Here is a 25,810-nt window from a genome sequence, read left to right as displayed (position 1 = left end):
CGATGCCAATCAGCTGGCTCCCTGGGGATGGAGTCGGGGACTACGTCGCTACCGTTGCAAACTGTGTCTGCGCACCAGCACCGTGCTGACCAAGACCCCCTTGGCCAGATTACGTAAAGCCCAATGCTGGGAAGACTACGCGCAAGCCCTCATTGAAGGGCTGACTGTCCGCCGGGCCGCTCTGCGTTGCGGGGTCAGCAAAAACACTGCTTTCCTCTGGCGCCACCGCTTCTTGCGTGCGATGGCCGCCCATCAAGCCACACGAGAAGAGGGCATTGTTGAGGTCGATGAGACCTTCTTCCTCGAGTCGTTCAAAGGGCAACGGGGACTGCCGCGTCCGGCACGGCATCGCGGTGGTAAAGGACGAACCCGGGGAACCGGGCCGGATTACATCCCGGTGATGGTGGTGCAAGACCGTGCTGGCCATCATGCAGATTTTCAGTTGGAAAAGATGAATGCCGAAACGGTTATCGCGGTCTTGAAGCCCCTTGTCTCGCCGGATGCCGTGCTGTGTAGCGATGGCGCGGGCGTGTATGCCAGTTTCAGTAAAGTGCAGGGCGTGACTCATCAAGTAGTGCGCAATCGTCAGGGTGAGCGGGTGGTAGGAGCATTCCACATTCAACATGTAAACGGCTATCACCATCGATTGAAAGAATGGATGGTGCGCTTTCATGGCGTGGCAACTCATTATCTGAGGAATTATCTGGGTTGGCGCAGGATGCTGGAGCGTTACGGGAAGGGAGTGAATATCAAAGCGTGTCTGCATGAGGCGCTGGGGCACCCCATGCAACACGTAATTGGGACATAGCCATTAATAAGGTACAGCGCAAACAAAGAGGCCTTCCCGTTGGGAAGGCCTCTTTAGTTTATCTATCAGGTGATTACCATCACTCGGTCGCGTTATCAGGGCTTCTCTTTCTTGCCAATGCTCAGGCCCAGCTTGATGGAGAGGGCAGCCAGTAGCAGCAGCATCATGATCAGGGAGAAGAAGTTGCTGCCGAGCTCTGGGTATTGCACCTTGAGCAGCGCGGAGTGGCCGAAGGCACCGATAAAGAAGCAGAGTAGGGTGCAGATGGGGGTATTGCCCACCATGGGTTCATGGCGATAGTGCTGGAACAGCTGATAGGCCGCCAGCCAGAGGGCAATCAGCGGGAAGAAGGAGAAGGGCACGACCGAATTGGTCAGCACGGCTAGAGAGGCATCGCCACAGATGCCAATCAGCATGGCCATGGCGAGCGGTTTTTTCGGGATCATAAGCTGTTCAGGCATGTCGTTCTCCATCCTGTGGTCATGGGTGAGGTTCACGGCGCTTCTGGTTTTGCACCTCGGCGCCCATGGCGATCATCCGCAGTTGGCGAATTGTACGGTCGGAGAGTGCCCGGCACTCTTCGCTGGTCATGTCGAGCGCATCGGCACCGGCACTGAATACAATGGTGACCATGGCTTCGGCCTGGATGTAGGCATCTTCCCGTGGCGCTTCGGTGGTGGCTTCCAGATAATCGGTCAGCTCGGCGATGAAGTGCTGGATTTCGCGCGCCACCGCCTGACGAAAAGCGGCCGAGGTGCCGGAGCGTTCCCGCAGCAGCAGCCGGAAGATGTTGGGGTTGTTCTCGACGAACTCCATAAAGGTCTGCACCGAGGTGCTGATGACACTGCCGCCACCGGCAATGCGCTGGCGTGCTTGGCGCATCAGTTGGCGCAGGGTGAGACCACCTTCGTCAACCAGGGTCAGCCCCAGCTCCTCCATGTCGCGAAAGTGGCGATAGAAAGAGGTGGGGGCGATACCCGCTTCACGAGCGACTTCCCGCAGGCTGAGATTGGAGAAACTTCGATTGGCGCACAGTTGGCTGAATGCAGCGTCGATCAATGTACGCCGGGTTTTTTCTTTTTGTTGAGCGCGAATACCCACGAAATCAGTCACCTTCAGCTTATTGAGGCCAAATGATAACCCGAAGGCGCCTCAGGGTCAGGTTTGTATCCTACTTTTTTACCATTGACCGTGAGGAAATCGCCATAGAAAATGGCTAACAGCTGTTCGCTGAAAGGATGCAATGAGATGGCCAGACCCCCAATTATTTTGACCAATACCCTGCTGTTCTCCCTCTCCGGGATAGTGGCGTTGATTGTCGTGCCCTGGTACGGCGTGAGCCACGGTTATGATCTCTGGCAGTGGGCCAGTTTCCTGTTGTTGTTCTGCCTGAGTGGTCTCTCCATCACCGCAGGCTATCACCGGCTCTGGTCGCACAAGGCCTATAAGGCGCACCCCGCTTTGCAGTGGTTGTTTGCCATCGGCGGCGCGTTGGCGTTGCAGAATTCGGCCCTGCACTGGTCGGCTGATCACCGCCGTCACCATCGTCATGTGGATGACAACGAAAAAGACCCCTACAGCGCGGGGCGCGGTTTCTGGTACTCCCACATCGGTTGGATGTTGCGGGAGCATCAGGGAGAGCGCTATGGCGATTACAGCAATGTGCGGGATCTGCAGAACAATCCGGTCGTCGCGTTTCAGCACCGTCACTATCTGACGCTGGCGCTGGCGGCCAATCTGGGGTTGCCGCTGCTGCTAGGCCTGTGGCACGGGGATCTGCTCGGCATGCTGCTGTTGGTGGGCGTGCTGCGGATGGTGATGACTCACCACACCACCTTCTTCATCAACTCGCTGGCCCATATCTGGGGCAGTCAACCCTATACCGACCGCAATACTGCTCGCGACAACGGCATCCTGGCCTTTTTCACCTTTGGCGAGGGGTACCACAACTTTCACCACCTGTTCGAGAATGACTACCGCAACGGCATTCACTGGTGGCAGTTCGATCCGACCAAGTGGCTGATCCGGCTCGCCTCCTGGTGCGGTCTGGCGGGGGATCTCAGATCCTCGCCGGAGGAGCGTATCGAACAAGCCCGGCTGCAGATGCAACTGAAACGGGCACAAGCCAGGTTGCGCAAGCAGGAAGATCGCGAGCTATGGCAGGCGTTGCTGCAGGAGGAGTACGACAAACTGAGCGAGCAATTGCAGCACTACTATGCCAGTCGCAAACGGCTGCTGGAGCTGCGCAAGCGCAAGGCGCTGGCGCGCTATGACCGCCTCAAGCTGCAACTGGAGTACCGGGCCCTGCGGGATGGCTTTATCGCAGGTAAGCGCAATTGGAGTCGCCTGTTGGCAGGCATTGCATGATGCCGTCCGGTTATCACACAGACTAAAAGAGAAGACCGCCTGCTGGCGGTCTTCTCTTTGGTATGCATGTTTGAACGGGCTAGTTGGCTTGGCTCTGCTGTTGCTGCAACTGATCCAGTGCCTGTTGCTCCTGCTGGCTGAGACCCAGCTGTTCGCAGGCCTGCTCAAAGCTGATCCCCAGATGGCACATCATGATATCGATGGCGGGCAGATAGTTTTTCATAGCTTCTTCCATGGTGATCCTCCAGACCCGTCTCTTATGCCCTGAACCACACGGGTGGGCAATTAGACTTTAGGCTTAGTCTGCCCATTTGATAAGCAGCTCTGCCACTGCAGCAAGGAATTTGTTACCCTGCACCATGATAAAAACGGTTGCCGTATGACAGCGAGCAACAGGTGAGGAGCAGGGCATGTTATTGAGTTTCTTGATCATCGCTTCCGGTTGGTGGCATATCCGCGCTGCCTACGGTTCAGATAGTCGCCAGTTCTATATCAGCAAGCCGCTGACCATGCTGCTGATCATTGCGCTGGCGTTCGGTTATCAGAGTTATGACCACGATGGTTCTCACGCCTGGATCTTGCTCGGTCTCTGCCTCTCGTTAGCGGGAGATGTATTGCTGATGCTGCCAACTGATCGCTTTATTCAGGGGCTGGCCGCATTTTTTGTCGCACACCTCTGCTATATCGTCGGCTTTGCCCAGGGGCCGCTGGTGCTCAAGTTGGTTGATGGCTTGCTGCTGTTACTGGTCGCAGGCATGGTGTTTGGCATCTTGTGGGGCAAACTGGGGGAGATGCGGATCCCGGTCTTCTGCTACATGCTGGTGATCATCGGCATGGCTTGGGTGGCTGCCGGTGCCTGGCACGCCTCGCTCACCGCAGGTTCTGCGGCTGCTCTGGTGGGGGCGCTGATGTTCCTCTTTTCCGACTGCATGCTGGCGCTTGATCGTTTCCGCCGTCCCTTTCCCCACGCCCGCGCCTGGATCATGAGCAGCTACTTTGCCGCCCAGTTTCTGATTGCGGGGTCGCTGGCGGGATAGCGTCCGGTGGTTGAGTGCAGGTAACAGATAAAGAAAAACGGGCGCTTGCCCGTTTTTCGTTTTATGTCCCGGCCGTTTTTTACGCCTCTAGCGGTTCGGCATCCGCCGCCCGTGGCGCGGGGGATTTGAGCAACAGCATCAGGGCGCTGGCGATCAGCAGAAAGATCCCCATGATGTAGAACACCTGATTGTAGGCCATGATGGCCGCTTCCCGGTTGATGGTATTGGTCAGCATAGCTTGTGCCTGCTGCTGGGCGATCTCCGGACTTGATCCCTGCTCCATCATGGTTTGGGCCAACTGCAGCAGATAGCTCTGACCCTCGATACTGCTGGCGGCCAGGGTGCTGCTGATCTGCACCACATGAGTGCGAGTATCGTTGTCGAGCAGGGTGGCGATGATGGCGATGCCGAAGGCACCCCCCAAGTTGCGCAGCACGTTGAGCAGGGTCGAGGAGGAGGGGATCTCGTCGTGGCTCAGGCTGGCGGTGGCGACCAGGGAGAGCGGCACCATGATGAAGGGTTGCCCCAGTGCCCGTACGATCAACGCTTGTATTAACTGTGGCCCGGCATAGTCAGCACTCATATTGACGTTCATAAAGCAGCTGACGGCGAAGATCAGAAAGCCGAAGCTCACCAGATAACGGGGGTCTATCTTGTGGGTCAGCTTGGGCACCAGCGGCAGCACCAGTAGTTGCGGCAATCCCATCCACATCAGTACCTCGCCGATTTCCAGCGCGTTGTAGTTGTGGATCTGGGTCATGTAGAGCGGCAGCACGTAGATGGAGCCCATCAGCGCCATCCCGAGGATCAGATAGGCGAAACAGGCCAGCGCGAAGCGCGGGTTGTGCAGTAGCCGCAGATTGACTAGCGGGTGCCGCCGCATCAGCTGGCTGATGACAAAGAACACCAGTGCCACAGCCGAAATGACCGAGAGTCGGATGATGAAACTCGAGCCGAACCAGTCCTCCCGGTTGCCCTCCTCTAGCACCACTTCCAGCAGGCCGAGGCCGAGGGCCATGGTGACGATGCCGATCAGATCGACCTGCCTGATCACTGCCCAGTCTACCGGTTTCTTATCCAGCCCGTAGGCCAGCATCGCCATCACCAACAGTCCCGGCGGCACATTCATATAAAAGATGTAGTGCCACGATATCTGTTCGGTGAGCCAGCCACCGAGGGTCGGGCCGATGGCCGGGGCGAAAGTAGCACAGAGGCCGAACAGCGCCATGCCGGTGGCTCGTTTATGCAGTGGCAGCAAGGTTACGATGAGGGAGAAGGCCATCGGGATCAGCGCGCCACCGGTGAAGCCTTGCAACGCCCGGAAGATGATCATGCTGGTGAGGTTCCAGCTGAACGAGCAGAGCACGGAGGCGATAATAAAGGCGCCGGTGGTCCACAGCAGGTAGCGGCGCACGCTCAGCCCCCGGCTCAGCCAGCCGCTGAGGGGGATGGCGATCATCTCTGCCACCAGATAGGAGGTGGAGATCCAGGAGCTTTCGCTCAGGGTGGCTGATAGTGCCCCCTGAATATCTTTCAGGGAGGCGTTGGTGATCTGGATATCGAGAATGGCCATGAAGGCGCCGATAAGGCCCCCCATGACCGCGATCCAGTGGCGACGTGGAATGGGTTCCATCAGTTGGCGGCAACCACGGCTTCAGGAGTACGGGTATCCACGATCACTTCGCTGGAGAGACCCGGTAGCAGTTTGCCTGCCAGTGAACCCGGCTCGGGGATGCGGATCTTGACCGGCACCCGCTGGACGATTTTGGTGAAGTTGCCGGTGGCGTTCTCCGGTGGCAGCAGGGCGAACTTGGCGCCAGTGGCGGGGGAGAGGCTGTCGATAATCCCCTCGACCGGCTGATCAGGGTAGGCATCCAATACCACTTCTACTTTTTGGCCCGGCTGCATATGGGCGAGCTGGGTCTCCTTGAAGTTGGCCTCGACCCATACCTGTTGTAGCGGCACCAGGCTGGCGACCTGCATGCCGGACTGGACATAAAGCCTCTCCCGCAAGCTGCGCTTGCCGATGATGCCATCGGCCGGTGCCCGCAGTTCGGTGTAAGTCAGCTCCAGCCTGGCCTCTTCCAGTTGTGCCTCGCTAAGGGCCAGCCTGGCCAGATTCTGTTTGCGTTCGGCATCCAGTACCAGCAGTCGCTCGCGGGCGGCCTGTAGGGCGGCTTTGGCCTCTTGCTCCTGTGCCAGATTGACCTGCAGACCGGCCCGGACTTCGTCCAGACTGTCTTGCGAGCTGTAGTTACGCTGGTTGAGCTGGCTGATCCGGTTCACTTGTTGGTGGGCGCGGAGTTGCTCGGCACTGGCGGAGGCGACTCTGGCCTCCGCTTGTTGGATCAGGCTTAACTGCTGGGTGCGGGTGGCGGCCAGATTCTCGGCGGTGGCCTGATTGAGTTGCAGATTGGCTTCGGCCTCTGCCAGCTTGTTCTTGTATTCGCGGTCATCAAGACGGGCGATCAGCTGGTCTGCTTTGACCGGCTGGTTATCGGTGACCAGTACTTCGCTGATATAGCCCGGCAGTTTGGATCGGATCCCGGTCACTTCACTCTGCAGATAGGCGTTGTCAGTACTTTCGAAATAGCGGCCGTGCAGATACCAGTAACCGGCGAACAGCAGACCGATCAGCACCAATATCATGGCGGCCAGCAGGGGGATTTTTTGGTGTTGACGCATTTGGCGGGATTCCTGAACGTAAGGCGGGCAGGCTAACACTGGTCGACTGTTTCGATTAGTATTGGTTCACGAGATATACAGTTTCACTGGTGCAACAATGGATCTCAATGCAGCCTTAATTCTGGTGCGTATTGTCGACAAAGGTTCGTTTACCGCCGCCGCTCAGGAGTTGGGGATGACCAAGGCGATGGTGAGTCGCCGTATCGCCGAACTGGAGCAGCGGCTCGGGGTACGTCTGCTCTATCGTTCTACTCGTCAGCTCACCCTGACCGAGGAGGGGGAGAAGTACTATCTGCACTGCAGCAAGGCGGTCGATGCCCTGACCGAGGCGGAGCTGATGTTGAGCGCCAGCCAGCAGGAGGTGACCGGCACCCTCAAGCTGGCAGTGCCTATCGAGACGGGGCAGTTGGTGATCGGGCGGATGGTCGCCAAATTTTTGCAGGTCTATCCCGGCTTGCAGGTGGAGCTGGAGTTGACCAACCGGGTGATAGATCCCATCAGCGAAGGGCTGGATGCGGTGATCCGGGTCGGTGACATGAGCGACTCCAATCTGGCAGCGCGGCGACTCTGGAGCACGGGTCGGCTGCTCTGTGCCAGTCCTGACTATCTGGCGCGCAGTCCGGCCATTACCCGGCCAGAGGATTTAACCGACCATGAGCGGGTGACGGTGAGCAGTGGCTTTCTCGCTTCTCACTGGTGTTTCGACCGGGATGGTAAAGAGGTGCTGGTTGACCCCCCATCCCGTTTTCGGGTCAATAATATTACCTGTGCCCGGGAGGCGGCTAAGGCGGGGATCGGGTTGGCTTCGCTACCCGCTATGCTTTGTCAGGAAGAGCTGGCCAGTGGCGAACTGGTGACCCTGTTGCCGGAGTGGCAGCAGCCCAGAGTGCCGATTTACCTGCTGTTTCCGGAACGGCGGCTAATGCCGCGCAAGCTGCGGGTATTTATCGATTTCATGGTGGAAAATAGCGCCGAGTTTGGCATCGACAAGTTGTTGTAAGGGGGAGCTATGGATAACTGGATCAATCTTTATCGCGCTTCTCATACTCTGGAGGCCCACGCCCTGAAAGGGGCTCTGGAGGCGGAAGGGGTGGTGGTGCGGCTCAATGGCGATGGACTGTTTGGCGCCCTGGGAGACCTGCCGGTAGACATGCTGCAGGTGACCCTGCTGGTGCGTGGCGAAGACCGCAGCAAGGCGGGGCGGGTCATCGAGCGTTACCAGCAGCGCCAGGGTAATGGCTGGCTCTGTGGCCAGTGCGGGGAGGAGAACGGCGCCAACTTTGAGGTCTGCTGGCGCTGTCATCACGATCCCCACGACAGCTGATCGCTCTGCCGCTAGCGCAGCGGGAAGTCGATATCTTCCCCTGCGCTGGCATCATGGTAGGTCGCCAAATCCAGCTCGTTCTCGCTGCGGGCGATCAGCACAGATACCAGAATATCCCCCGATACATTGACCGTGGTGCGCGCCATGTCGAGGATCCGGTCAATACCTGCAATCAGCGCCACTCCTTCCAGCGGCAAACCGACCGCCGTCAGGGTCAGGGTCAGCAGCATTAGCCCGGTGCCCGGGGTGCCTGCCGTGCCGATACTGGCCAGGGTGGCGATGCTGATGATGGTCAGGTAATCCACCATGTGCAGATCTACCCCGAATGCCTGTGCCACGAACAGCGCGGTCACCCCCTGATAGAGGGCGGTGCCATCCATATTGATGGTGGCGCCGATGGGCAGCACCTTGGCGGTAATAGTGGGTGAGACTCCCAGCCGCTGCTCGGCGCAGGCCAGACTGATGGGCAGGGTGTTGTTGCTGGAGCTGCTGGTGAAGGCTACTGCCTGGGCATCGACGATGCTCTTGAAGTAGTGCAGCGGATTGAGCCGTGCCAGCAGGAGCAACAGGGTGCTGTAAACGCCGAGCACGTGCAGCAGGCAACCGAGGTAGACAGCGCCGATCACCTTGAGCAGCGGCAGCAGCAGCTCGAGGCCGTACTTGCTGGTCATCCAGGCCATCAAGGCGCAGACACCGTAAGGGGCGAGCGCCATCACCATCTGGGTCAGCTTGAACATCCCCTCGGCCAGCGAGGTAAAGAAGAGAATGGCAGGACGGCCACGACGACCACAGGCATTGAGGGCCACCGCCAGCGCCACCGCAAAGACGATCACCTGCAGAATTTTTCCATCCACCATCGCTTGCACCGGATTGCTGGGCACCAGGTAGCCGAGCACGTTGGCTAGCGAGGGTGAATCTAGCATTGTCCCGGGCCGCAGATAGGGGCCCATGTCGGCGCCCACGCCCGGTTCCAGCAGCCAGCCCATCATCAGGCCAATGCAAATGGCGATGGCGGTGGAGCAGAAGTAGAGGCAGATGGCCTTGATGCCGATGCGATCCAGGGCCTTGCCCTTGAGCAGCGAGGTGAGGCCAGCGATGACCGAGCAAAAAATGAGGGGCACCATCAGCATCTGGATAGTGTTGACGAACAACACGCCAATGGGCTTGAGCAGCAAGGCTTGCTCCTCAATGCCGACCCCGAGGCCGACCCCCAGCAGCATACCGATCAGGGTCTTGAGCCAGAGCGGACGGCGAGTCCAGATCTGCCAGGGCTTGATAGCCTCTCCATGGAACTGCATGACGCCAATATCCTTATACATTGTCTGCGATGGCTAAAATGGGGCGCCAGTGTAGCGATCCCTGCACCGGGTTGCCACATTATCGACAAAGCGTGGGCGCTGACCACCCCTCTGGTCAGCTAATGCGCGGTTTGTTGGTTTATATCAAGGTCTCCCAGTGCGAGGCAGGCTTTAATGTACATTCTGCATATTTATTATTGGGGTGGAAAATGTCGCAATCGGTACATGGTCATGAGGTGATGGAGATGATGCTGGAGCAAGGGGGCCAATTTAGCCGTGCCAGCCTCAAGCAGGCGATGGCGGAGCGGTTCGGAGCCGATGCGCGGTTTCATACCTGCAGCGCCAGCGAGATGGATGGGGAGGCATTGATCGACTTTTTGGCCGCCCGTGGCAAATTCATCGACTCGGCCGACGGCTTCCAGACCCGCGCCGACAAGATCTGCAACCACGGTTGACTCTCCTGCGAGCGCATCATGGCGCTCGCTGAATTCTTCGCCTTTTGCTATATTTCGCCCCCTCTCTTTTCCCTATTCAAGGCGTAGCCAGGGCGTTGTATGGATACTTTCTCTGCCGCAGTCATGCTGTTTCTGATCATGGATCCGCTGGGCAACCTGCCGGTGTTCCTCTCTATCTTGCGTCATATCGATCCCAAGCGGCGGCGCAAGGTGATGATCCGCGAACTGCTCTTCTCGCTGGCCATCATGATGCTGTTCCTGTTTGTCGGTCAGCAGATCCTCGGTTTCCTCAACCTGCGACAGGAAGCGGTCAGCATTGCCGGCGGCATCATCCTGTTCCTGATCGCCATCAAGATGATCTTCCCCAGTGAAGGGGGCGTCACCGGGTTGGCGGCAGGTGAAGAGCCTTTCCTGGTGCCGATGGCGATCCCGATGATTGCCGGTCCCTCGATCCTGGCCTCCTTGATGCTACTGGCCAATCAGGAACCCGCCCGGATGGTGGACTGGTCGCTGGCACTCTTTATTGCCTGGGCGGCCAGCGCGGTGATCCTGATGTTCTACGAGGTATTCAACAAGCTGCTGGGTGAGCGAGGGCTCACGGCGGTAGAGCGGCTGATGGGCATGCTGCTGGTGATGATCGCGGTCCAGATGCTGCTGGATGGGGTACATCACTATCTTTCGGTGACCGCCATCCCCTGATCCTCGTGGCCCGACGCTGGCTGTAGCTGACTCATGATCTGGGTCAGCAGCAGCTCCCGCAGCCAGCGATGGCCCGGATCCTCGCTGTGGCGCTGATGCCAGATCAGCAGGTGGGAGATGCTGTCCAGCCCGATGGGCAGCGGTAGCTGCAACAGTGGATAGACCTGGGTAGCGTTGCGGGCATAGAGCTTGGAGAGGGTCACAATCATGTCGGAGTGCATCCCCATCCGCAGTGCGGCCTCGAAGGAGGGGACGGTGGCCTCGATGCGGCGGTAGAGATCTTGCTCTGCCAGCTTGTGGTCCAGCATCCAGCGATCCCGCCCCTCGCAGTAGGTCTGCACATGGGGGTAGCTGAGATAGTGCCCGAGATCCCAGTCAGGCTCTCGCAGGGCTGGGTGGTGCTGCTGTACCAGACAGGTGAGGTCATCGATGGCCAGCAGCCGCTGGCAGATGTTGCCGGGCAGGGTGTCGAGCCGGTAATCGGAGCTGATGCAGTTCTCCCGCACCGCGAAGGCGATATCCACCTGGCCCTGACTCATCTCGGTCAGGCTGGTTTCGGTCCACTCCTCATAGCGCAAGCGGATCCGTGGTGCCTGCCGTTTCAGCTCACTCAAGTACAGTGGTGCAAACAGGGTGAAGGCGCTGTCCATGCTGGCGATGACGAACTCCCGCTCCGAGCTGGCGGGATCGAACTCGGGCGGCTGGATCAGGTTGTCCAGCGACAGCAGGATGGGTTGCAACTGCTGCTGCAATGCAAGGGCGCGGCCGGTGGGTTCCAGCCCGTAGGCGGAGCGGATGAAGAGGGGATCATTGAAGGTATCGCGCAGGCGGCCGAGGGCTTTGCTGACGGCGGACTGGCTTAGATGAAGGCGGCGTGCTGCCTTGCTGCCGTTGCGCTCTTCCAGCAGCACTTGCAGGATAATCAGCAGATTGAGGTCGATGCGACCCAGTTGTTCCAGTAGCATGATATGAATCCCATTCAATTCTAAGATGAATTTATACCATTTGTTTTCATATCTTGGCGATCTTATCCTCAAATGGTCTCAGGTTCGCATGAACCACTGGTACAGGATGTAGCGGTTGAGGGGACACGTAGCACAATCAATATGGCGACCTTTGGGTCGCCCTATTTTTTGGCTCTGATTTATTTGCTCACTTGCGCCCGCCTTGATTTTGCCCAACAATCCCTGCGCTCTATTTTGATACAACTGATAGATATCTCTTTGTGAGGGAGTATCCCTATGGGACTCGGTGGAATTCATATCTGGCATATGTTGATCCTCTTGCTGGTAGTCGTGCTGGTCTTCGGCAGCAAACGTCTTGCCAGTGCGGGTGAGGATCTGGGTACCGCTATCAAAGATTTTCGCAAGGCGATGCGTGACGACGCAAATAATCCGAAATAAGCAGTAGGAGTAGAAAATGTCTGTAGACGAAAAAGTAGAACTGAACGAAACCTGTGACAGCTGCGGCTGTTTTGCCGAGATCGGCACCATCATAGGTGAAGGTGATGAGGTGATGGAGCTGGCGATTGAAGCCGCGACCGAAGCTGATGCCCGCGCCAAGCTGGCAGCCTATGAAGCACTGGCCAAGCAGGTCACTGCCGAAGCTCAAGTGAGCAGCGAGCTGGGTCAGGGCGTCAACGGGGTGATCCTCAAAGCCCGCCTGCAGTTTACCTGCACCGCTGAAAAGCTCATTTTTGAGCTGCGTGCCCGCTCTATCTGATTAATGTGATAACACGGCAGCACAGCCTGCCGTGTTGACCCTTCTGCTGTGGGTCGCCGTTCTATAGTTACTCTATCCCACAGACGTTTTTGCCCGGCGCGAGTCGGCCAACAGAAGGCGTAAACATCATGACGCAGCGATGGATCTCTGCCCCCAATCCCACCTTCTATAGTGATCCTTGCTGCCGACAAGCAGCAGGTGTGACGTCAGCGCAGGGGCTACCATCGTGATGGGGCGCTGGATCTGGGCTCTGCTGGCCCTCTGCTGTTTTCCCCTGCTGGCGGCCGATCTCAAGCCACAGCGTCTGCCCCAACCCGGGGACCTCGAAAGCATTCTGCAAAAACGCGAACTCAGGGCTCTGGTGGTCTATGAGCGCGGCTTCTATTTTCTCGATCGTGGCTCTCAATACGGGATTCTGGTCAATCAGCTGCAAGGGTTCGAGCGCTGGCTGAACAAGACCTATCTCGCCAAGGAGAAGGTCAAGCTCAAGGTGGTCTACATCCCGGTGCGTCAGGATAAGCTGCTGGACTATCTGGCGGAGGGACGTGGCGATCTGGTGGCGGCGACCATGACGGTGACCCCGACTCGGCGTGAACAGGTGGCCTTCTCCCGGCCGCTCATCTCCTCCATCGAGGAGTGGGTGGTGAGCCAGAAGGGCCTGCCCGCCTTCAGCCGCATTACCCAGCTCTCCGGCCGTCGGGTCTGGGTGCGCGCCAGCTCCAGCTACTACGAGAGTCTGCGCCAGCTCAACTGGCTGTTTCGCGAGCTGGGGCTGCCCCCCGTCTATATCGAGACGGTGCCGGAATATCTGCAGGATGGCGATCTGCTGGAGATGGTGGCCGCCGGCATTATTCCCCTGACGGTGACCGACAGCTACAAGGGGCGGATCTGGCTGGGGGGGATGATCTCCGGCCTCAAGGCCCACAAGCTGGTACCGCTGCGCAGCAATGGCGCGAGCGCCTGGGCGCTGCGCAAGAACAGCCCCGAGCTGCTCAAGGCGGTCAATGGCTATCTGGCGAGCGTCAGCAGTCACAGTCTTTACAGTGACATCACCTTGCGGCGGTTGCTGGTTCACAGCGATCAGATGAGCAATATCCTGGCGCCGGATCCCATGGGGCGACTGGCGACCATTCGCAAAGTGCTGGAGAAGTACGCCAATCAATACGATCTCGATTGGCTGATGCTGGCGGCGCTCGGCTACAAGGAGTCCGGCCTCAATCCCAAGGTGCGCTCGCACAAGGGGGCCGTGGGCCTCATGCAGCTGCTGCCCAGCACGGGGCGGGAGGTCGGCATCAACGGTGCCAAGCTGACCACGCTGGAGGGCAATGTGGAGGCTGCTTGCCGCTACATGCGGTTGATCCTCGATACTTACTTCAATGATCCCAAGCTGGATCGGCTCAACCGCCACCTGTTTGCCCTCGCCGCCTACAACGCGGGGCCGAACCGGGTGCAGGCGCTGCGGGGCAAGGCAGAGAAGCTGGGGCTAGATCCCAACGTCTGGTTTGGCAACGTGGATCAGCTGGTGGCCAACGAAGTGGGGCAGGGGCCGATCAACTATGTCGGCACCATCTACAAGTACTACGTGGCCTATCGTTTCAGCCTGCCCCAGATCGAGGGCAAGGCTGCCGCTATCGAAGCGGCTCAGCCCTGAGCCGGTTGACCGGCAGGGTCGCCTGCGCGGTTGGCAACTGCCAGCTGCCGTCCCTGTGTTGCAGGAACCAGTGGGCAGGGCCGGTGGCCGGGATGAGATCTGGCTGGCTGAGCTGGCCCAGATAGCGCAACATCGGGGTATCATGCAGTTCCATCAGCAACTCCTTGTTGGATATGTGAAGAGGCTCGCCAGCGTTATGACACCCGGCCATGACAGCAGGATGACACCATGATCCCCGGATCCTTTGCCCTGATCGACGATCCCCTGCTGGCACTCAAGGTGCGCTGCCACTGGATCCGCCATGCCCGCGAGCGCATCCAGGCGCAGTACTACAGCTGGGAGGAGGACAGCAGCGGCAAGCTGCTGCTGAGCGAGCTGCTCCACGCCGCCCGCCGTGGCGTCAAGGTGCAACTGCTGGTGGATGATCTCTATGCCGGTGACAACCGCTTTCTGGAGATGGTGGCCCACTACCCGGGGATCGAGGTGCGGCTGTTTAACCCCTTCTGGCTACGGGGCTGGCGCCCGCTGGCGCTGCTGCTGGAGGGGCTGCTCAGCTTTCGCCGCATCAACCACCGGATGCACAACAAGCTGTTGCTGGTGGATGGCAAGCTGGCGCTGATTGGCGGGCGTAACATTGGCGATCGCTACTTCGGTCTGGATCCGCAAGCCCCTTTCGTGGATCTCGATCTCGCCTGTCAGGGTGGCCTGTGCCAGCAGATGGCGCAGGGCTTCGAGCAGTTCTGGCACAGCCGCTGGAGCCACCCCATCCGCCATCTACTGCGCCGCGAGCTGCTGCCCGCCGAAATAGAGGTGGTCAACGACTTCCTGTTCACCATGACGGATCCGGCGGTGGCAAGGGTCTACGATCTGCCCGCGGCGCTGTTTGACGAGGATGACTTGCCGCTGCAGTGGCACGAGGGGCGGGCCGAGGTGTGGTTCGACCGTCCCGGCAAGGGGCTCATCTCCCGCCCCACTACCGCTCGCCAGCTGTGGCGCCAGTTGGCTGACAATCCCGGCTCGCTGGGGTTGGTGACCCCTTACCTCATTCTCACCCGTGGATTTCACCACCGTCTGGCGCGGCTGCGCCAGCAGGGGGTCGCCATCGACATTCTCACCAACTCGCTGGCCAGCACCGATGTGCCGCTGGTCTATGGTGCCTATCAGCGCTATCTCGGCTGGTTGCTGCGCCAAGGGATCCGGGTCGTTGAGTTTGACCATGGCCACGGCAGCCTGCACGCCAAGCTGATCCTGCTGGGGGAGGAGCGGGCGCTGTTTGGCAGCCTCAATCTCGATCCCCGCTCGCTGTTTCTCAATACCGAGCTGATGCTGCATCTGCACTGTCCGCCGATCTGCGAGGCGCTGCGAACGTGGTTAGCTCGCTGGCAGGATCAGGCCGGCGGATCGCCTCGCAAACCCGAGGGGTGGTCAAGGCGGCTGGTGGCCCGCCTGAGCGACTGGTTGCCGCTGCGCCGCTGGTTGTGAGGCGGCCATTTTTTGTGCGAGATCTCGCAAAGCCTTGTAAGTCATTGCAGACGGTCATTGCGGGTGAATAACCATCAGTGAGGCTATCTAGCTGTTTTATAACAATTTAGCAGTGATGATAAGGCTGTTTTTTGTACTCGAATGTGAATGGAGTGGGCATAAAAACGTTTTTTATTTTGTTTTTCTGCGTAATATTTCAGTTGCAAGGACAAACACGGCGGCTTGTCTGCCGTGTGGACGAAGGTTGTTACGGGTTGCTGGCCACTTGCCTCGCTGCAATTGGCGCGCACTTTAGATGGGTCGCGAACTATCGGAAAGTGAAACAGAGACCCAGCGCGGCCGGACTCCAATATGGAACATGCTATTTGCGAGGGGGTGACATGGAAATGTCACCCCACTTTTTTTGGCCGCTCGCCACCGTGGCGCTTTCGCCATGACTGTCGCCCATGGCAAGAGCCACAGAGGGCAAGGCAATAAAAAGAGGGCCGCACTGGCGGCCCCCGGTCTTATCGACTTGGCTGATTAACCGGCCTTGACGCTGCGGCGACGCTGCAGCCAGACGATCGCTCCAAACAGCAGGAAGCCCGGGATCCACATCCACTCCTTAGTCCAGCGTTCGGTGGGGGCCTTGACGGTGAGGATCTCCTGATCGAACTCCAGCCCCATAGTGGCGGCCGGGCTGCCAAAAGTGATGCTGTCGATCAGTGTCTTGCCATCCTGCTCATAGAGGCTCAACCCCAGATTTGCCAGCCGCTCCTCGCCATCCGCCCCATCCGGTACGGCGACCAGCAGGGTGAACTTGCGCGGTTTGCCCACCGCATCTTCACCGAGGATCCGCAGTCGCAGGGTGCTCTCCGCCTCCACTTCACCCATGGTTTTTGCCAACTCGGCGGGCGGGGTAACCCGATAAGGATCGTGCACCATGTCCATCCAGAAACCGGGCCGGAAGAGGGTAAAGGCGACCAGCAGCAGCAATACGCTCTCGTACCAGCGGCTCTTCACCAGGAACCAGCCCTGGGTAGCGGCGGCGAAGATCAGCATGGCGATGGTCGCCACCATGAAGATCAGTACCCCGTGGGCAAAGTCCACATCGATCAGCAGCAGATCGGTGTTGAAGATGAACAGGAACGGCAGCGCTGCGGTACGCAGGCTGTAGTAGAAGGCGGTGATCCCGGTCTTGATGGGATCCCCCTTGGAGACAGCGGCTGCCGCGAAGGAGGCCAGTCCCACCGGCGGCGTTACGTCCGCCATGATGCCGAAGTAGAAGACGAACAGGTGTACCGCGATCAGCGGCACGATCAGCCCGTTCTGCTGCCCCAGCGTCACCACCACCGGCGCCAGCAGGCTGGAGACGACGATGTAGTTGGCGGTGGTGGGCAACCCCATGCCGAGGATCAGGCTCAGCAGGGCGGTCAGCAGCAGCATCAGCAGCAGGTTGCCCATGGAGAGGAACTCCACCAGATCCGCCAGCACCAGACCGACTCCGGTCTGGGAAACCGCACCCACTATGATCCCTGCAGTGGCGGTGGCAATGCCGATACCGATCATGTTGCGGGCACCGGCGACCAGCCCTTCCCGCAGATCCGCCACGCCGTCTGCGACGGAGCCGTAGTCGTGCTTACCATCGCTGCGCAGCCAGTTGAGCAGCGGGCGCTGGGTCAGCAGGATGAGCACCAGCATCACGGTACCCCAGAAGGCCGACAGCCCCGGTGAGAGGCGTTCCACCATCAGGCACCACACCAGTACCACCACCGGCAGCATGAAGTGCAGGCCGGAGAGCAACACGGCACGGGTATCGGGCAGCTCGGTGAGCGGCTTGTCGGGATCTTCTGCCGCCAGCGGTTCGTTGCTGGCGGCGATCTTCAGCAGCCCCAGATAGGCCAGCGCCAGCAGCAGGCTGATCCCCGGCAGGGCGTAGTCACCCAGCACAGGTTTGAGCCAGCCGAGGCCATAGTAGACCGCCAGCGACAGGCCGCTGATCAGGGTGGCGCCGAAGGCAAAACCGATCAGACGGCGCAGCCAGGGCTTGGGCTGATGGCCACCGATGGGCTGCATGCCCAGTTTCAGCGCCTCCAGATGGACGATATAGAGCAGCGCGATATAGGAGATGGTGGCAGGCAGGAAGGCGTGCTTGATGATCTCCACATAGGGGATGCCCACGTATTCCACCATCAGGAAGGCGGCTGCCCCCATCACCGGTGGCATGATCTGGCCGTTGACCGAGGAGGCCACTTCGACCGCCCCCGCTTTCTCGGCGCTGAAGCCCACCTTCTTCATCATCGGGATGGTGAAGGTGCCGGTGGTCACCACGTTGGCAATCGACGAGCCGGAGATGAGACCGGTCAGGCCGGAGGCGACCACTGCCGCCTTGGCAGGGCCGCCGCGCAGGTGGCCGAGCAGGCTGAAAGCGAGCTGGATAAAGTAGTGACCGGCACCGGCCCGCTCCAGCAGGGCGCCGAATAGCACAAACAGGAACACGAAGCTGGTGGATACGCCGAGGGCGATGCCGAACACCCCTTCGGTGGTGATCCACTGGTGGTTAGCCAGCGCGGTGAAGCTCACCCCGCGGTGTGCCAGCAGCCCCGGCATCCAGGGGCCCGCCAGACTGTAGACCAGAAAGGCGATGGCGATGACCGCCAGTGCTGGCCCCAGCGCGCGGCGTGCCGCTTCCAGCAGTAGTGGCAGACCGATACAGGCGGTGACCAGATCGGCGGTGGTGAGGGTGCCGGGACGCAGCGCCAGTGCTTCATACATCACAAACAGATAGGCGGCGGCACCCGCAGCGATCAGGCCGAGGGCGATATCGCCGAGGGGTACCCGATCTCGCGGCGAAGAGCGAAATGCCGGGAACACCAGAAAGGCCAGCAATAGGGCAAAGGTGAGGTGAATGGAGCGGGTTTCGGTGTCATTGAGGACGCCAAAGCCCACCATGAAGGGGAGCGGTGAGGCGATCCAGAGTTGGAACAGCGACCAGGCCAGCGCCAGGGTAGTGATGATCCAGCCCAGCGGGCCTAACGGCAGACGAGCGCCCACATCCTGGGCGATCAGTTCCTCGGTAGAGAGTTGTTTATCTTGCATAGGGTTAACTTGTGCCAACGAGTACAACAAGAGCGACACCCGCCTCCGCAATCAGGCGGCAGACGGGTGTCGAGGAGAGTGACAAAGGCCCCGGGGCCCGAAATCAGAGCCAGCCGCGCTCTTTGTAGTAGCGGGCAGCCCCTTCATGCAGCGGAGCAGAGAGACCCACCTTGATCATGTCGGCCTCTTTCAGGTCGGCAAAGGCAGGGTGCAGGCGCTTGAAGCGATCCAGGTTGTCGAACACCGATTTGACCAGCTGATAGACCACTTCCGGATCGGCCTTGGCGCTGGTGGAGAGCACCGCTTTGCCACCAATGGAGGGGGTCGGCTTATCGCTGCCCTTGTAGATGCCGCCCGGGATCTCGGCCTTGCTGTAGTAGCTCTTCTCGGCCAGCAGCTTGTCGATCTCTGCGCCGGTGACCGGTACCAGTACCGCATCTGTGGTGGTGGAGGCTTCCTGAATGGCGCCGTTCGGGTGACCGACGAAGTAGCTCATGGCGTCGATGTTGTTGTCACCGAGGGCGGAAGCCTGCTCGGCCGGTTTCAGCTCGGAGACCAGACCGAAGTCGCCCTTCTTCCAGCCCTTGACCGCCATGATCTCTTCCATGGTGTCACGCTGGCCGGAGCCCGGGTTGCCGATGTTGACGCGCTTGCCCTTCAGGTCGTCGAAGCTGGCAATCTTGGCATCGCGGCGAGCCAGGATGGTGAACACCTCGCTCTGCAGGGAGAAGACGGCGCGCATATCGTCCATGGCCCCTTCGGCCTGGAACGGTGGCAGTCCTTTCATCGCCTTGAACTGGTGGTCGGACTGCATGATGCCGAAGTTGAATTCGCCGCTACGGATGCCGTTGACGTTGGCAACACCGCCGCCACTGGCCGGGGCATTGCACTTGATTTGGTGATCGGCTGCGCCGCGATTGAGGAAGCGGCAGATCGACTGGCCCGCCACGTAGTAAACGCCGGTCTGACCGCCAGTGCCTATGGTCACGAAGCGCTCCTGCGCTTGTACTGGACCACCGAATGAGACACCGACCAGAGCCGCCGACAGGGCGCACGCCAAGGTTAATCCTTTCATTATTTCTCCCTTTTCTGTGATTTTGGTTTATCCGATCCCCGGATAAATTGATGACAATCCCGCTCTGCGTCGGGCTTGCCTGCTCTTCTCGTTGCGCGAAATCGGGGGGATTGATCACCCCTTTTCGGCAGTCACCCTCATCCTGTGGTGAGGCTACCAACCTCCTGTCGGTCGAAGATAAATTGGCCCCTGAGGGGCCAAATAAAAAGTTGCAAGCACTCCGATTAAGCACATTTACCCAACATAAATCAAACGAAATGGCAAAATCACGGAGTTAAATCTTGAGAAACATGACCTCGATCATTCATTTTCTAGCCGAAGATTAATTTGATATAGAGGGAAATGGAAGAGGGAAAAACTACGAGAGGATTCTTATGCGGCCCTTGCGTGGCAAGGGCCGGAGTCATGATGGATCAGTTGGCCGGGGTGGCCAGATCCAGGATAAAGGCGTATTCCAGCGCGATATCTTCGTAGGCTTTGAAGCGGCCCGACTTGCCGCCGTGGCCGGCGTCCATGTCGGTATTGAGTAACAACTTGTTATCATCCGTCTTCAGTTCGCGCAGCTTGGCGACCCACTTGGCGGGCTCCCAATACTGCACTTGCGAGTCGTGCAGCCCGGTGGTGACCAGCAGGTTGGGATAGGCTTGCGCCTTCACCTGATCGTAGGGGCTATAAGCCTTCATGTAGTCGTAGTAGCGCTTCTGGTTCGGGTTGCCCCACTCGTCATACTCCCCGGTGGTGAGGGGAATCGACTCGTCCAGCATGGTGGTGACCACATCGACGAACGGCACCTGTGCTACCACGCCGCGATAGAGCTGGGGCGCCTGATTGATAACGGCCCCCATCAGCAGGCCACCGGCACTGCCGCCCATGGCGTAGACCTGATCCTTGGCACCATAACCCTGGGCGACCAGCGCTTCGGTGACATCGATGAAGTCATTGAAGGTGTTCTGCTTGTTCAGCAGCTTGCCATCTTCGTACCAGTGACGGCCCAGCTCTTCGCCACCCCGGATATGGGCGATGGCGTAGACGAAGCCGCGATCCAGCAGGCTCAGGCGCGAGCTGCTGAAGTCGGGATCCATGCTGGCGCCGTAGGAGCCGTAGCCATAGACCAGCAGCGGATTCTTGAGCGAATCAGCGTGATCTTTCTTGAACTTGTCCTTGCGATAGACCAGCGACACCGGCACCGCTACGCCATCGCGGGCGGTGACCCAGAGCCGCTCGCTGGCGTACTGATCGGCCTTGAAGCCTGCTACCGGCTGCTGCTTGAGCAGGGTGCGCTTGCCGCTCGCCATATCCAGCTCATAGGTGGATGAGGGGGTGGTCATGGAGGAGTAGCCGTAGCGCAGGGTGCTGGTATCGGGCTCAGGGTTGTAGGCGAGCCAGGTGACATAGGCGGGATCGTCGAAGGCAATCTCCTTCTCGTCACCGCTCTGCCAGTTGATCTGGCGCAGTCGGGTCAGCCCCTTGTTGCGCTCCTCCAGTACCAGCCAATCCTTGAACAGGGCGTAGCTTTCGAGCAGCACGTCCGGATTGGGGGCAATGACCGCCTTCCAGCGATCGACCGGGCTCTCTTTGGTCTCATAGAGGCCGAAGTTCTTGCCGTCCTTGTTGGAGCGGACATAGAAGCGGCCACGGTAGTGATCCAGGCTGTATTCGTGATCCACTTGGCGGGGCAGAAACAGCCGTGGCCGCTGACTCGGCACGTTGGCATCGATCAGCCGCACTTCGCCGGTGGTGGTGCTGGAGAGGGCGATGACGATGAAATCTTCCGAGGTGGTGGCGTAGAGGCTGACGTAGAAGGAGTCATCCTTCTCCTCGTAGACCAGCTGATCCTTGGCCGGATCGCTGCCAAGCTCGTGGCGATAGACCTGATAGGGCAGCAGGGTCTGCGGGTGCTTGCGCACGTAGAAGACGGTCTTGTTGTCGTTGGCCCACACCAGATTGCCGGAGGTGTTTTCCAGCTTGTCGGTGGCCCACTGGCCGCTCTCCAGATCGAGGAACTGGATCTGGTACTGACGACGGGAGAGGAGATCTTCCGCCACTGCCAGCCAGCGGTTGTTGCGACTCACCTCAAGGGCGCCGAGGGCGTAGAACTCGTGCCCGTCGGCTCGCAGGTTGCTGTCGAGCAGCAGGCTCGCCTGCTCTTCGCCGAGCTTGGTGCGCGAATAGATCCCGTACTCCTTGCCCGGCTCATAGCGGGTCTGGTAGCGGTAGCCGTTCTTCACATAGGGCACCGACTCATCCTGCTGGGGAATGCGGGCGACCATCTCCTTGTAGAGCTGTTCGCGCAATGGCTGGGTCGGTTTGAGCATGGCCTCGGTGTAGGCGTTCTCGGCCTCGAGGTATTGCAAGACTTCCGGCGCCTGACGCTGGTCGTCGCGCAGCCAGTAGTAGTTGTCGATTCTGGTATCCCCGTGTTTTTTCAGGGTATGGGGATGTTTGGCGGCCACGGGCGGCTGGATTGGGTTTTCGCTTGTCAGCATGGCGGGCTCTTCATTGGCATAAGTGGGGGGGAGAACTGTCAGAAAGGCTAGCAGCAGAACTCCTCGGGAAAAGGTAAACATGTCGCATCCTTGGCGCTGGAAAGGGTTGGTTGACCTGAGCATCGGCTCCATGAATTGGCGTTAAATCTGCCCCTTGTTGCCGGTGGTTGCAAGCAATCCCTTGTTATTGCAGGAAATGTAATCAAAAAAAGCCGCTATCTCGCGATAGCGGCCCTCTTTCTGGCCATGAGCGGCAAAAGTCCGCTCAGGTGTGCCTCACATGATATGGGAGTGCCCTCTCATGACCAGTTTTCGTCAGCCGGGGTAGCTCGACCAGCGGTTGGTCGCGCCCTCGTTGCTGATACTCAGTACCTCATAGGGATGGCCCGGAATATCCATGCCCGGCGCACTCTGGGGCATACCCGGAATGGTCAGGCCGCGGATCGCCGGTTTTTCCCTGAGCAGCTTCTGCACATCGGCGGCCGGTACATGCCCCTCGATCACATAGCCGTTCACCACGCCGGTGTGGCAGGAGGCCAGTTCCGGCGCGATACCGTATTGCTGCTTCACTGCGCCGAGCTGCTCGGTTTCAATGACCTCCAGTTCGAAGCCATTCTGTTCCATGTGTTCGTTCCAGCTTTGGCAGCAGCCACAATATTTGGATTTGTAGACGGTCATCTTCTCGGCCGCGAGGGCCGAAAAGCTGACGGTACCGGCCAGCATGGCCAGTAACAGGGGTTTGTACATCACTCACCTCAGATTTAAAGAAAAGATGCCCGATACGGGATGAGTTTCAGATCTGAGTGCGAGGGGGACGTTCGAGCCGCTCGCACGGGGCGTCCGGCATATAAAGAGAGGGGGAGGAGAATTCGGGAGTATCCGGTTCCAGCACGGAGACCGTCAGGCTGTCGCTGCTCACCAGCGTCATCGAGAGGGCGGTGGTAAAGCTGCCGCACGGCATCGCTTTTTCCAGGGTACGCTCGCTCTGGCTGCAGTGAGGGGTCAGGGTGCAGAGGTCGGTTGCGGCCCGGCTGCCAAACGACATCAACACCAGCACCAGACTCCACAAGGGGAGCCAGCGACGGGCGTGAGCAAGTTGGCGACGGGTGAGAACCATGGAATGACTCGAAAATAACAAGGGGCACATGGTAACCCTGTGCCCCGGGGGAGGGTCAAGCCCTCCCTATGGTGTCAGTCAGCTGGATTCAAGGTTGCTGACGGGTGGCTGCCAGCACGATCTCGCGCACGCAGACGTTGGCAGGCTGGTTCCAGGCGTAGAGCACGGCATCGGCGATCACTTCTGGCGCAATGACGCCGCCCATCTGATCTTTCCAGTCGTGGTAACCGGCCTTGATGTTCTCGTCGGTGGTATGGCTGAGCAGCTCGGTCTCGACCGCACCCGGGGCTATGGTCACCATCCGCACACCGACATCGGCTACCTCTTCCCGGATGTTCTCGGTCAGGGCGTGCACGGCGAACTTGGTGGCGCAGTAGGCGGCATGGTTCGGGAAGGTCTTGCGACCGGCGATGGAGCTGATGTTGATGATGGTGCCGCTGCGGCGCTCCTTCATCCCGGCCAGTACCGCGTGGACGCCATTCAGCACCCCCATCACGTTGATGTTGAGCATCTGCTGCCACTCGGCGGGATCCTGCACATCGGCCTGACCCAGCAGCATGACACCGGCGTTGTTGACCATGCAGCCCACCGGGCCAAATTTGGTTTCTGCTTGCTGGACGGCGGCCTTCATGGCGGCGGTGTCGGTCACATCGACCCCGATGCAGAGGGTATTGGGCAGGTTCAGGGCCTGCATCGGCTCGACCCGACGGGCCAGCAGCAACAGCGGATGACCGGCAGCAGAGAAGGCTCGGGCGATGGCGGCACCGATCCCGGCGGAGGCGCCGGTGATCACGACGAGAGATTTGGACATGGGTCTTTCCTTCTGATTCAAGAGTCGGTTTGAGCAAACGGGTGGCTGGCCAGCACGGAACCCAATCACTATAGTCACTGCATCTATAAGTGATAAATATTGTTTTCCGCTGGTTATCATCTGAAAAAACTATGGTTGGGCTTATGCTGGATCTGAGATTGCTGCGTTTCTTCATCGCCATCTATGAAGAGAAGAACATCACGGCTGCCGCCGAACGCTGCCACGTCAGCCAGCCCTCCCTCTCGGCGGGGCTGCGCCAGTTGGAAGAGGCGCTCGGTGACAGCCTGTTTATCCGGGGCAAGAAGGGGGTGGTGGCGAAAGACCCGGCTCACTATCTCTATCCCCACGCGGTCAAGCTGGTGGAGGAGGCGCGCCGTCTGCCGGAGCTGTTTCGCCAGAAAGCGACGCGTGCGCGGCTCAATATCGCCATCATGCCGGACTTGAGTCGCCGCCGGGTGGCCGGGCTGCTGCAGCAAGTGCAGCGCGTGCTGCCGCAGCTGGATCTCACCCTCTCCGATTACACCACGCCCGCCGACTGTCGCTTGACGCTCGATGCCCTGCGTCGGGAGGACGAGATCTTCCTGCCGCTCTGGGAGGAGGATTACGTGCTCTGCGTGCCGGTCGACCATCCCCTGGTCAGTCGCGGGAGGATCGAATTGGCCGAGCTACAACATTATGATTTTATTGAGTGCCCGCCCTGCGAAGCCCATCAGCAGACTATCGGCCTGCTGGCCTGTGACCGGCTTACCCTCAATCTGGTGGCCAAGGCCGAGAGCAAGGGGCTGGTGATGGCGCTGGTGCTGGCGGGGGTCGGCATCAGTTTTCTGCCGGACGGGCTGGTCGAGGATGAGGCAGGGCTCTGTACCTTGCCGGTGAGCGGACCGCGGATGTTTCGCCGGATCGGGCTCTGCTATCCCGCCCACCAGACCCTCAATCCGGCGCTGCGGGAGCTGATACCCGAGTTGGCAGGTTATGGTGCTTCCTGATAAGGTCGCTTTCCTGTGCACCTTTACGATGCAGCTCCTTAGACTCCCCTTTTCTGTTTACCGCGCCTTGTACAGCAAGGCTTTGTTCGGGTGATGTGGTCATGAAACGCATTCTGGTTATTTTTTCCCATCCCGCTCTGCAGAGCTCGCGGGCCAACAAGCAGCTGTTGCAGGCGATTGAGGGGCTGGAGGGGGTCACGGTTCACGACCTCTATCAGCACTATCCCGACATGTTTATCGATGTGAAGCGGGAGCAGGCGCTGCTCTGTGAGCACGACATCATCGTCTTCCAGCACCCGTTTTACTGGTACTCCTGCCCGGCCATCATGAAAGAGTGGATGGATCTGGTGCTGGAGTATGGCTACGCCTACGGCCCCGAAGCCCACTCCCTCAAGGGCAAGCAGTGGCTGAGCGCCATCACCACTGGCGGGGCGCCGGAGTCCTACTGCAGCGAGGGTTACAACAGCCGACCGCTGCTCGATTTTCTGCTGCCATTTCAGCAGGCTGCCACCTTGTGCGGCATGAACTGGCTGCCCCCTTTCGTGCTGCACTCCTTTCACAAGATCAAGGATCCCGCCGCCCTGCGCCGCTGTGGGCAGGATTACCGTCAGCTGCTTTGCGCCCTGCGTGACGATCAGCTGACCCCGGAGCAGCTGGCCGGGCGTCCTTATCTGCGCGACTTGCTGGAGGTGCTCTGATGACACATGGGCAGCTTGTTGGCCGAGCTTA

27 protein-coding genes are annotated in these 25,810 nt (G+C 59.6%); 13 read left to right on the top strand and 14 right to left on the bottom strand.

Annotation, left to right across the window (positions count from 1 at the left end; genetic code table 11):
* On the top strand, positions 1–808 hold an 808-nt coding region (locus CF137_RS10145; RefSeq protein WP_139718906.1), incomplete at its 5' end, for an IS1595 family transposase.
* Positions 809–903: 95 nt separating this feature from the next.
* Here the strand turns inward: CF137_RS10145 and CF137_RS10140 are convergent.
* Positions 904–1,269: a YijD family membrane protein gene (locus tag CF137_RS10140; protein ID WP_033137671.1), complete on the bottom strand. Its 366-nt coding sequence runs from the start codon at positions 1,267–1,269 to the stop codon at positions 904–906.
* Between the two features lie 19 nt (positions 1,270–1,288).
* The gene (gene fabR, locus CF137_RS10135; RefSeq protein ID WP_005339921.1) at positions 1,289–1,909 is read right to left on the bottom strand and encodes an HTH-type transcriptional repressor FabR; all 621 of its coding nucleotides are present in this window, start codon (positions 1,907–1,909) and stop codon (positions 1,289–1,291) included.
* Between the two features lie 147 nt (positions 1,910–2,056).
* Here fabR and CF137_RS10130 point away from each other — a divergent pair, with 147 nt between their 5' ends.
* Positions 2,057–3,175, top strand: coding sequence for a fatty acid desaturase (locus CF137_RS10130; RefSeq protein WP_139718905.1), 1,119 nt, complete (start codon positions 2,057–2,059; stop codon positions 3,173–3,175).
* Positions 3,176–3,254: 79 nt separating this feature from the next.
* Here CF137_RS10130 and CF137_RS22080 read toward each other — a convergent pair whose 3' ends face one another.
* Positions 3,255–3,410, bottom strand: coding sequence for a hypothetical protein (locus tag CF137_RS22080; RefSeq protein WP_005348505.1), 156 nt, complete (start codon positions 3,408–3,410; stop codon positions 3,255–3,257).
* 175 nt (positions 3,411–3,585) lie between these two features.
* Here CF137_RS22080 and CF137_RS10120 point away from each other — a divergent pair, with 175 nt between their 5' ends.
* The gene (locus tag CF137_RS10120) at positions 3,586–4,212 is read left to right on the top strand and encodes a lysoplasmalogenase (protein ID WP_101326240.1); all 627 of its coding nucleotides are present in this window, start codon (positions 3,586–3,588) and stop codon (positions 4,210–4,212) included.
* A 79-nt stretch (positions 4,213–4,291) separates the two neighbouring features.
* Here the strand turns inward: CF137_RS10120 and CF137_RS10115 are convergent, their stop codons facing one another.
* Both CF137_RS10115 and CF137_RS10110 read right to left on the bottom strand, forming a co-directional pair.
* Positions 4,292–5,845 carry a DHA2 family efflux MFS transporter permease subunit gene (locus tag CF137_RS10115; protein ID WP_139718904.1) on the bottom strand — a complete coding sequence of 518 codons (1,554 nt, stop codon included), beginning with the start codon at positions 5,843–5,845 and terminating at the stop codon, positions 4,292–4,294.
* On the bottom strand, positions 5,845–6,897 hold the full coding sequence (locus tag CF137_RS10110) for an HlyD family secretion protein (protein ID WP_139718903.1): 1,053 nt from the start codon (positions 6,895–6,897) through the stop codon (positions 5,845–5,847). Before CF137_RS10110 ends, CF137_RS10115 begins: the two co-directional genes overlap by 1 nt.
* A 97-nt stretch (positions 6,898–6,994) precedes the next feature.
* Here CF137_RS10110 and CF137_RS10105 point away from each other — a divergent pair, with 97 nt between their 5' ends.
* Both CF137_RS10105 and CF137_RS10100 read left to right on the top strand, forming a co-directional pair.
* The gene (locus CF137_RS10105; RefSeq protein WP_101316681.1) at positions 6,995–7,897 is read left to right on the top strand and encodes a LysR family transcriptional regulator; all 903 of its coding nucleotides are present in this window, start codon (positions 6,995–6,997) and stop codon (positions 7,895–7,897) included.
* A 9-nt stretch (positions 7,898–7,906) separates the two neighbouring features.
* On the top strand, positions 7,907–8,221 hold the full coding sequence (locus CF137_RS10100) for a putative signal transducing protein (RefSeq protein WP_042019746.1): 315 nt from the start codon (positions 7,907–7,909) through the stop codon (positions 8,219–8,221).
* 11 nt (positions 8,222–8,232) lie between these two features.
* Here CF137_RS10100 and CF137_RS10095 read toward each other — a convergent pair whose 3' ends face one another.
* A complete protein-coding gene (locus CF137_RS10095) occupies positions 8,233–9,519 on the bottom strand; it encodes a dicarboxylate/amino acid:cation symporter (RefSeq protein ID WP_139718902.1) in 1,287 nt (428 codons plus the stop codon).
* A 209-nt stretch (positions 9,520–9,728) separates the two neighbouring features.
* Between CF137_RS10095 and CF137_RS10090 the strand changes: the two genes are divergently transcribed.
* Together CF137_RS10090 and CF137_RS10085 are read left to right on the top strand one after the other, a co-directional pair.
* A complete protein-coding gene (locus CF137_RS10090) occupies positions 9,729–9,974 on the top strand; it encodes a YecH family metal-binding protein (protein ID WP_068978315.1) in 246 nt (81 codons plus the stop codon).
* A gap of 99 nt (positions 9,975–10,073) precedes the next feature.
* A complete protein-coding gene (locus CF137_RS10085) occupies positions 10,074–10,673 on the top strand; it encodes a YhgN family NAAT transporter (protein ID WP_042019740.1) in 600 nt (199 codons plus the stop codon).
* Here CF137_RS10085 and CF137_RS10080 read toward each other — a convergent pair.
* Positions 10,646–11,638, bottom strand: a complete 993-nt coding sequence (locus CF137_RS10080; RefSeq protein WP_101316689.1) for a LysR family transcriptional regulator — start codon at positions 11,636–11,638, stop codon at positions 10,646–10,648. The genes CF137_RS10085 and CF137_RS10080 overlap by 28 nt on opposite strands.
* A gap of 276 nt (positions 11,639–11,914) precedes the next feature.
* Here CF137_RS10080 and tatA point away from each other — a divergent pair, with 276 nt between their 5' ends.
* The 3 genes from tatA (at position 11,915) to CF137_RS10065 (ending at position 14,046) form a co-directional block, all read left to right on the top strand.
* Positions 11,915–12,076: a twin-arginine translocase TatA/TatE family subunit gene (gene tatA, locus CF137_RS10075; RefSeq protein ID WP_101316691.1), complete on the top strand. Its 162-nt coding sequence runs from the start codon at positions 11,915–11,917 to the stop codon at positions 12,074–12,076.
* A 16-nt stretch (positions 12,077–12,092) separates the two neighbouring features.
* Positions 12,093–12,395, top strand: a complete 303-nt coding sequence (locus CF137_RS10070; RefSeq protein WP_139718901.1) for a YfcZ/YiiS family protein — start codon at positions 12,093–12,095, stop codon at positions 12,393–12,395.
* Positions 12,396–12,624: 229 nt separating this feature from the next.
* Positions 12,625–14,046 (top strand): MltF family protein, encoded by a 1,422-nt coding sequence (locus tag CF137_RS10065; protein ID WP_101316695.1) that lies wholly within the window; start codon positions 12,625–12,627, stop codon positions 14,044–14,046.
* On the opposite strand, the gene CF137_RS22075 is transcribed toward CF137_RS10065, so the two are convergent.
* Positions 14,024–14,200 (bottom strand): hypothetical protein, encoded by a 177-nt coding sequence (locus CF137_RS22075; RefSeq protein WP_162850433.1) that lies wholly within the window; start codon positions 14,198–14,200, stop codon positions 14,024–14,026. The two genes, CF137_RS10065 and CF137_RS22075, sit on opposite strands and share 23 nt — an antisense overlap.
* Positions 14,201–14,274: 74 nt before the next feature.
* On the opposite strand from CF137_RS22075, the gene CF137_RS10060 reads away from it, so the two are divergent.
* Complete coding sequence (locus CF137_RS10060; protein ID WP_139718900.1) at positions 14,275–15,528, top strand: phospholipase D-like domain-containing protein; 1,254 nt, start codon at positions 14,275–14,277, stop codon at positions 15,526–15,528.
* Positions 15,529–16,050: 522 nt separating this feature from the next.
* Here CF137_RS10060 and CF137_RS10055 read toward each other — a convergent pair.
* The 6 genes from CF137_RS10055 to CF137_RS10030 form a co-directional block, all read right to left on the bottom strand.
* Entirely contained in the window at positions 16,051–18,606 is a 2,556-nt protein-coding gene (locus tag CF137_RS10055) for a TRAP transporter permease (protein ID WP_139718899.1), read from the bottom strand.
* Between the two features lie 103 nt (positions 18,607–18,709).
* Positions 18,710–19,681: a TAXI family TRAP transporter solute-binding subunit gene (locus CF137_RS10050; RefSeq protein ID WP_139718898.1), complete on the bottom strand. Its 972-nt coding sequence runs from the start codon at positions 19,679–19,681 to the stop codon at positions 18,710–18,712.
* A gap of 413 nt (positions 19,682–20,094) precedes the next feature.
* The gene (locus tag CF137_RS10045; protein WP_162515911.1) at positions 20,095–22,248 is read right to left on the bottom strand and encodes a S9 family peptidase; all 2,154 of its coding nucleotides are present in this window, start codon (positions 22,246–22,248) and stop codon (positions 20,095–20,097) included.
* A 234-nt stretch (positions 22,249–22,482) separates the two neighbouring features.
* Positions 22,483–22,914, bottom strand: a complete 432-nt coding sequence (locus tag CF137_RS10040) for a DUF411 domain-containing protein (protein WP_098971088.1) — start codon at positions 22,912–22,914, stop codon at positions 22,483–22,485.
* Positions 22,915–22,960: 46 nt separating this feature from the next.
* Positions 22,961–23,284: a hypothetical protein gene (locus CF137_RS10035; protein WP_139718896.1), complete on the bottom strand. Its 324-nt coding sequence runs from the start codon at positions 23,282–23,284 to the stop codon at positions 22,961–22,963.
* 88 nt (positions 23,285–23,372) lie between these two features.
* On the bottom strand, positions 23,373–24,095 hold the full coding sequence (locus tag CF137_RS10030; protein ID WP_162515910.1) for an SDR family oxidoreductase: 723 nt from the start codon (positions 24,093–24,095) through the stop codon (positions 23,373–23,375).
* A gap of 143 nt (positions 24,096–24,238) precedes the next feature.
* Here CF137_RS10030 and CF137_RS10025 point away from each other — a divergent pair, with 143 nt between their 5' ends.
* Together CF137_RS10025 and kefF are read left to right on the top strand one after the other, a co-directional pair.
* A complete protein-coding gene (locus CF137_RS10025) occupies positions 24,239–25,081 on the top strand; it encodes a LysR family transcriptional regulator (RefSeq protein WP_162515909.1) in 843 nt (280 codons plus the stop codon).
* Positions 25,082–25,182: 101 nt separating this feature from the next.
* Positions 25,183–25,779 (top strand): glutathione-regulated potassium-efflux system oxidoreductase KefF, encoded by a 597-nt coding sequence (kefF, locus tag CF137_RS10020; RefSeq protein WP_139718893.1) that lies wholly within the window; start codon positions 25,183–25,185, stop codon positions 25,777–25,779.
* The last annotated feature ends 31 nt before the right edge of the window (positions 25,780–25,810 follow it).

The organism is Aeromonas sobria (genome assembly GCF_006243315.1).
GTDB lineage: Bacteria > Pseudomonadota > Gammaproteobacteria > Enterobacterales > Aeromonadaceae > Aeromonas > Aeromonas sobria_A.
Note: the sequence above shows the minus strand (reverse complement) of the source record. Positions and strands in the feature narration are given on the sequence as shown.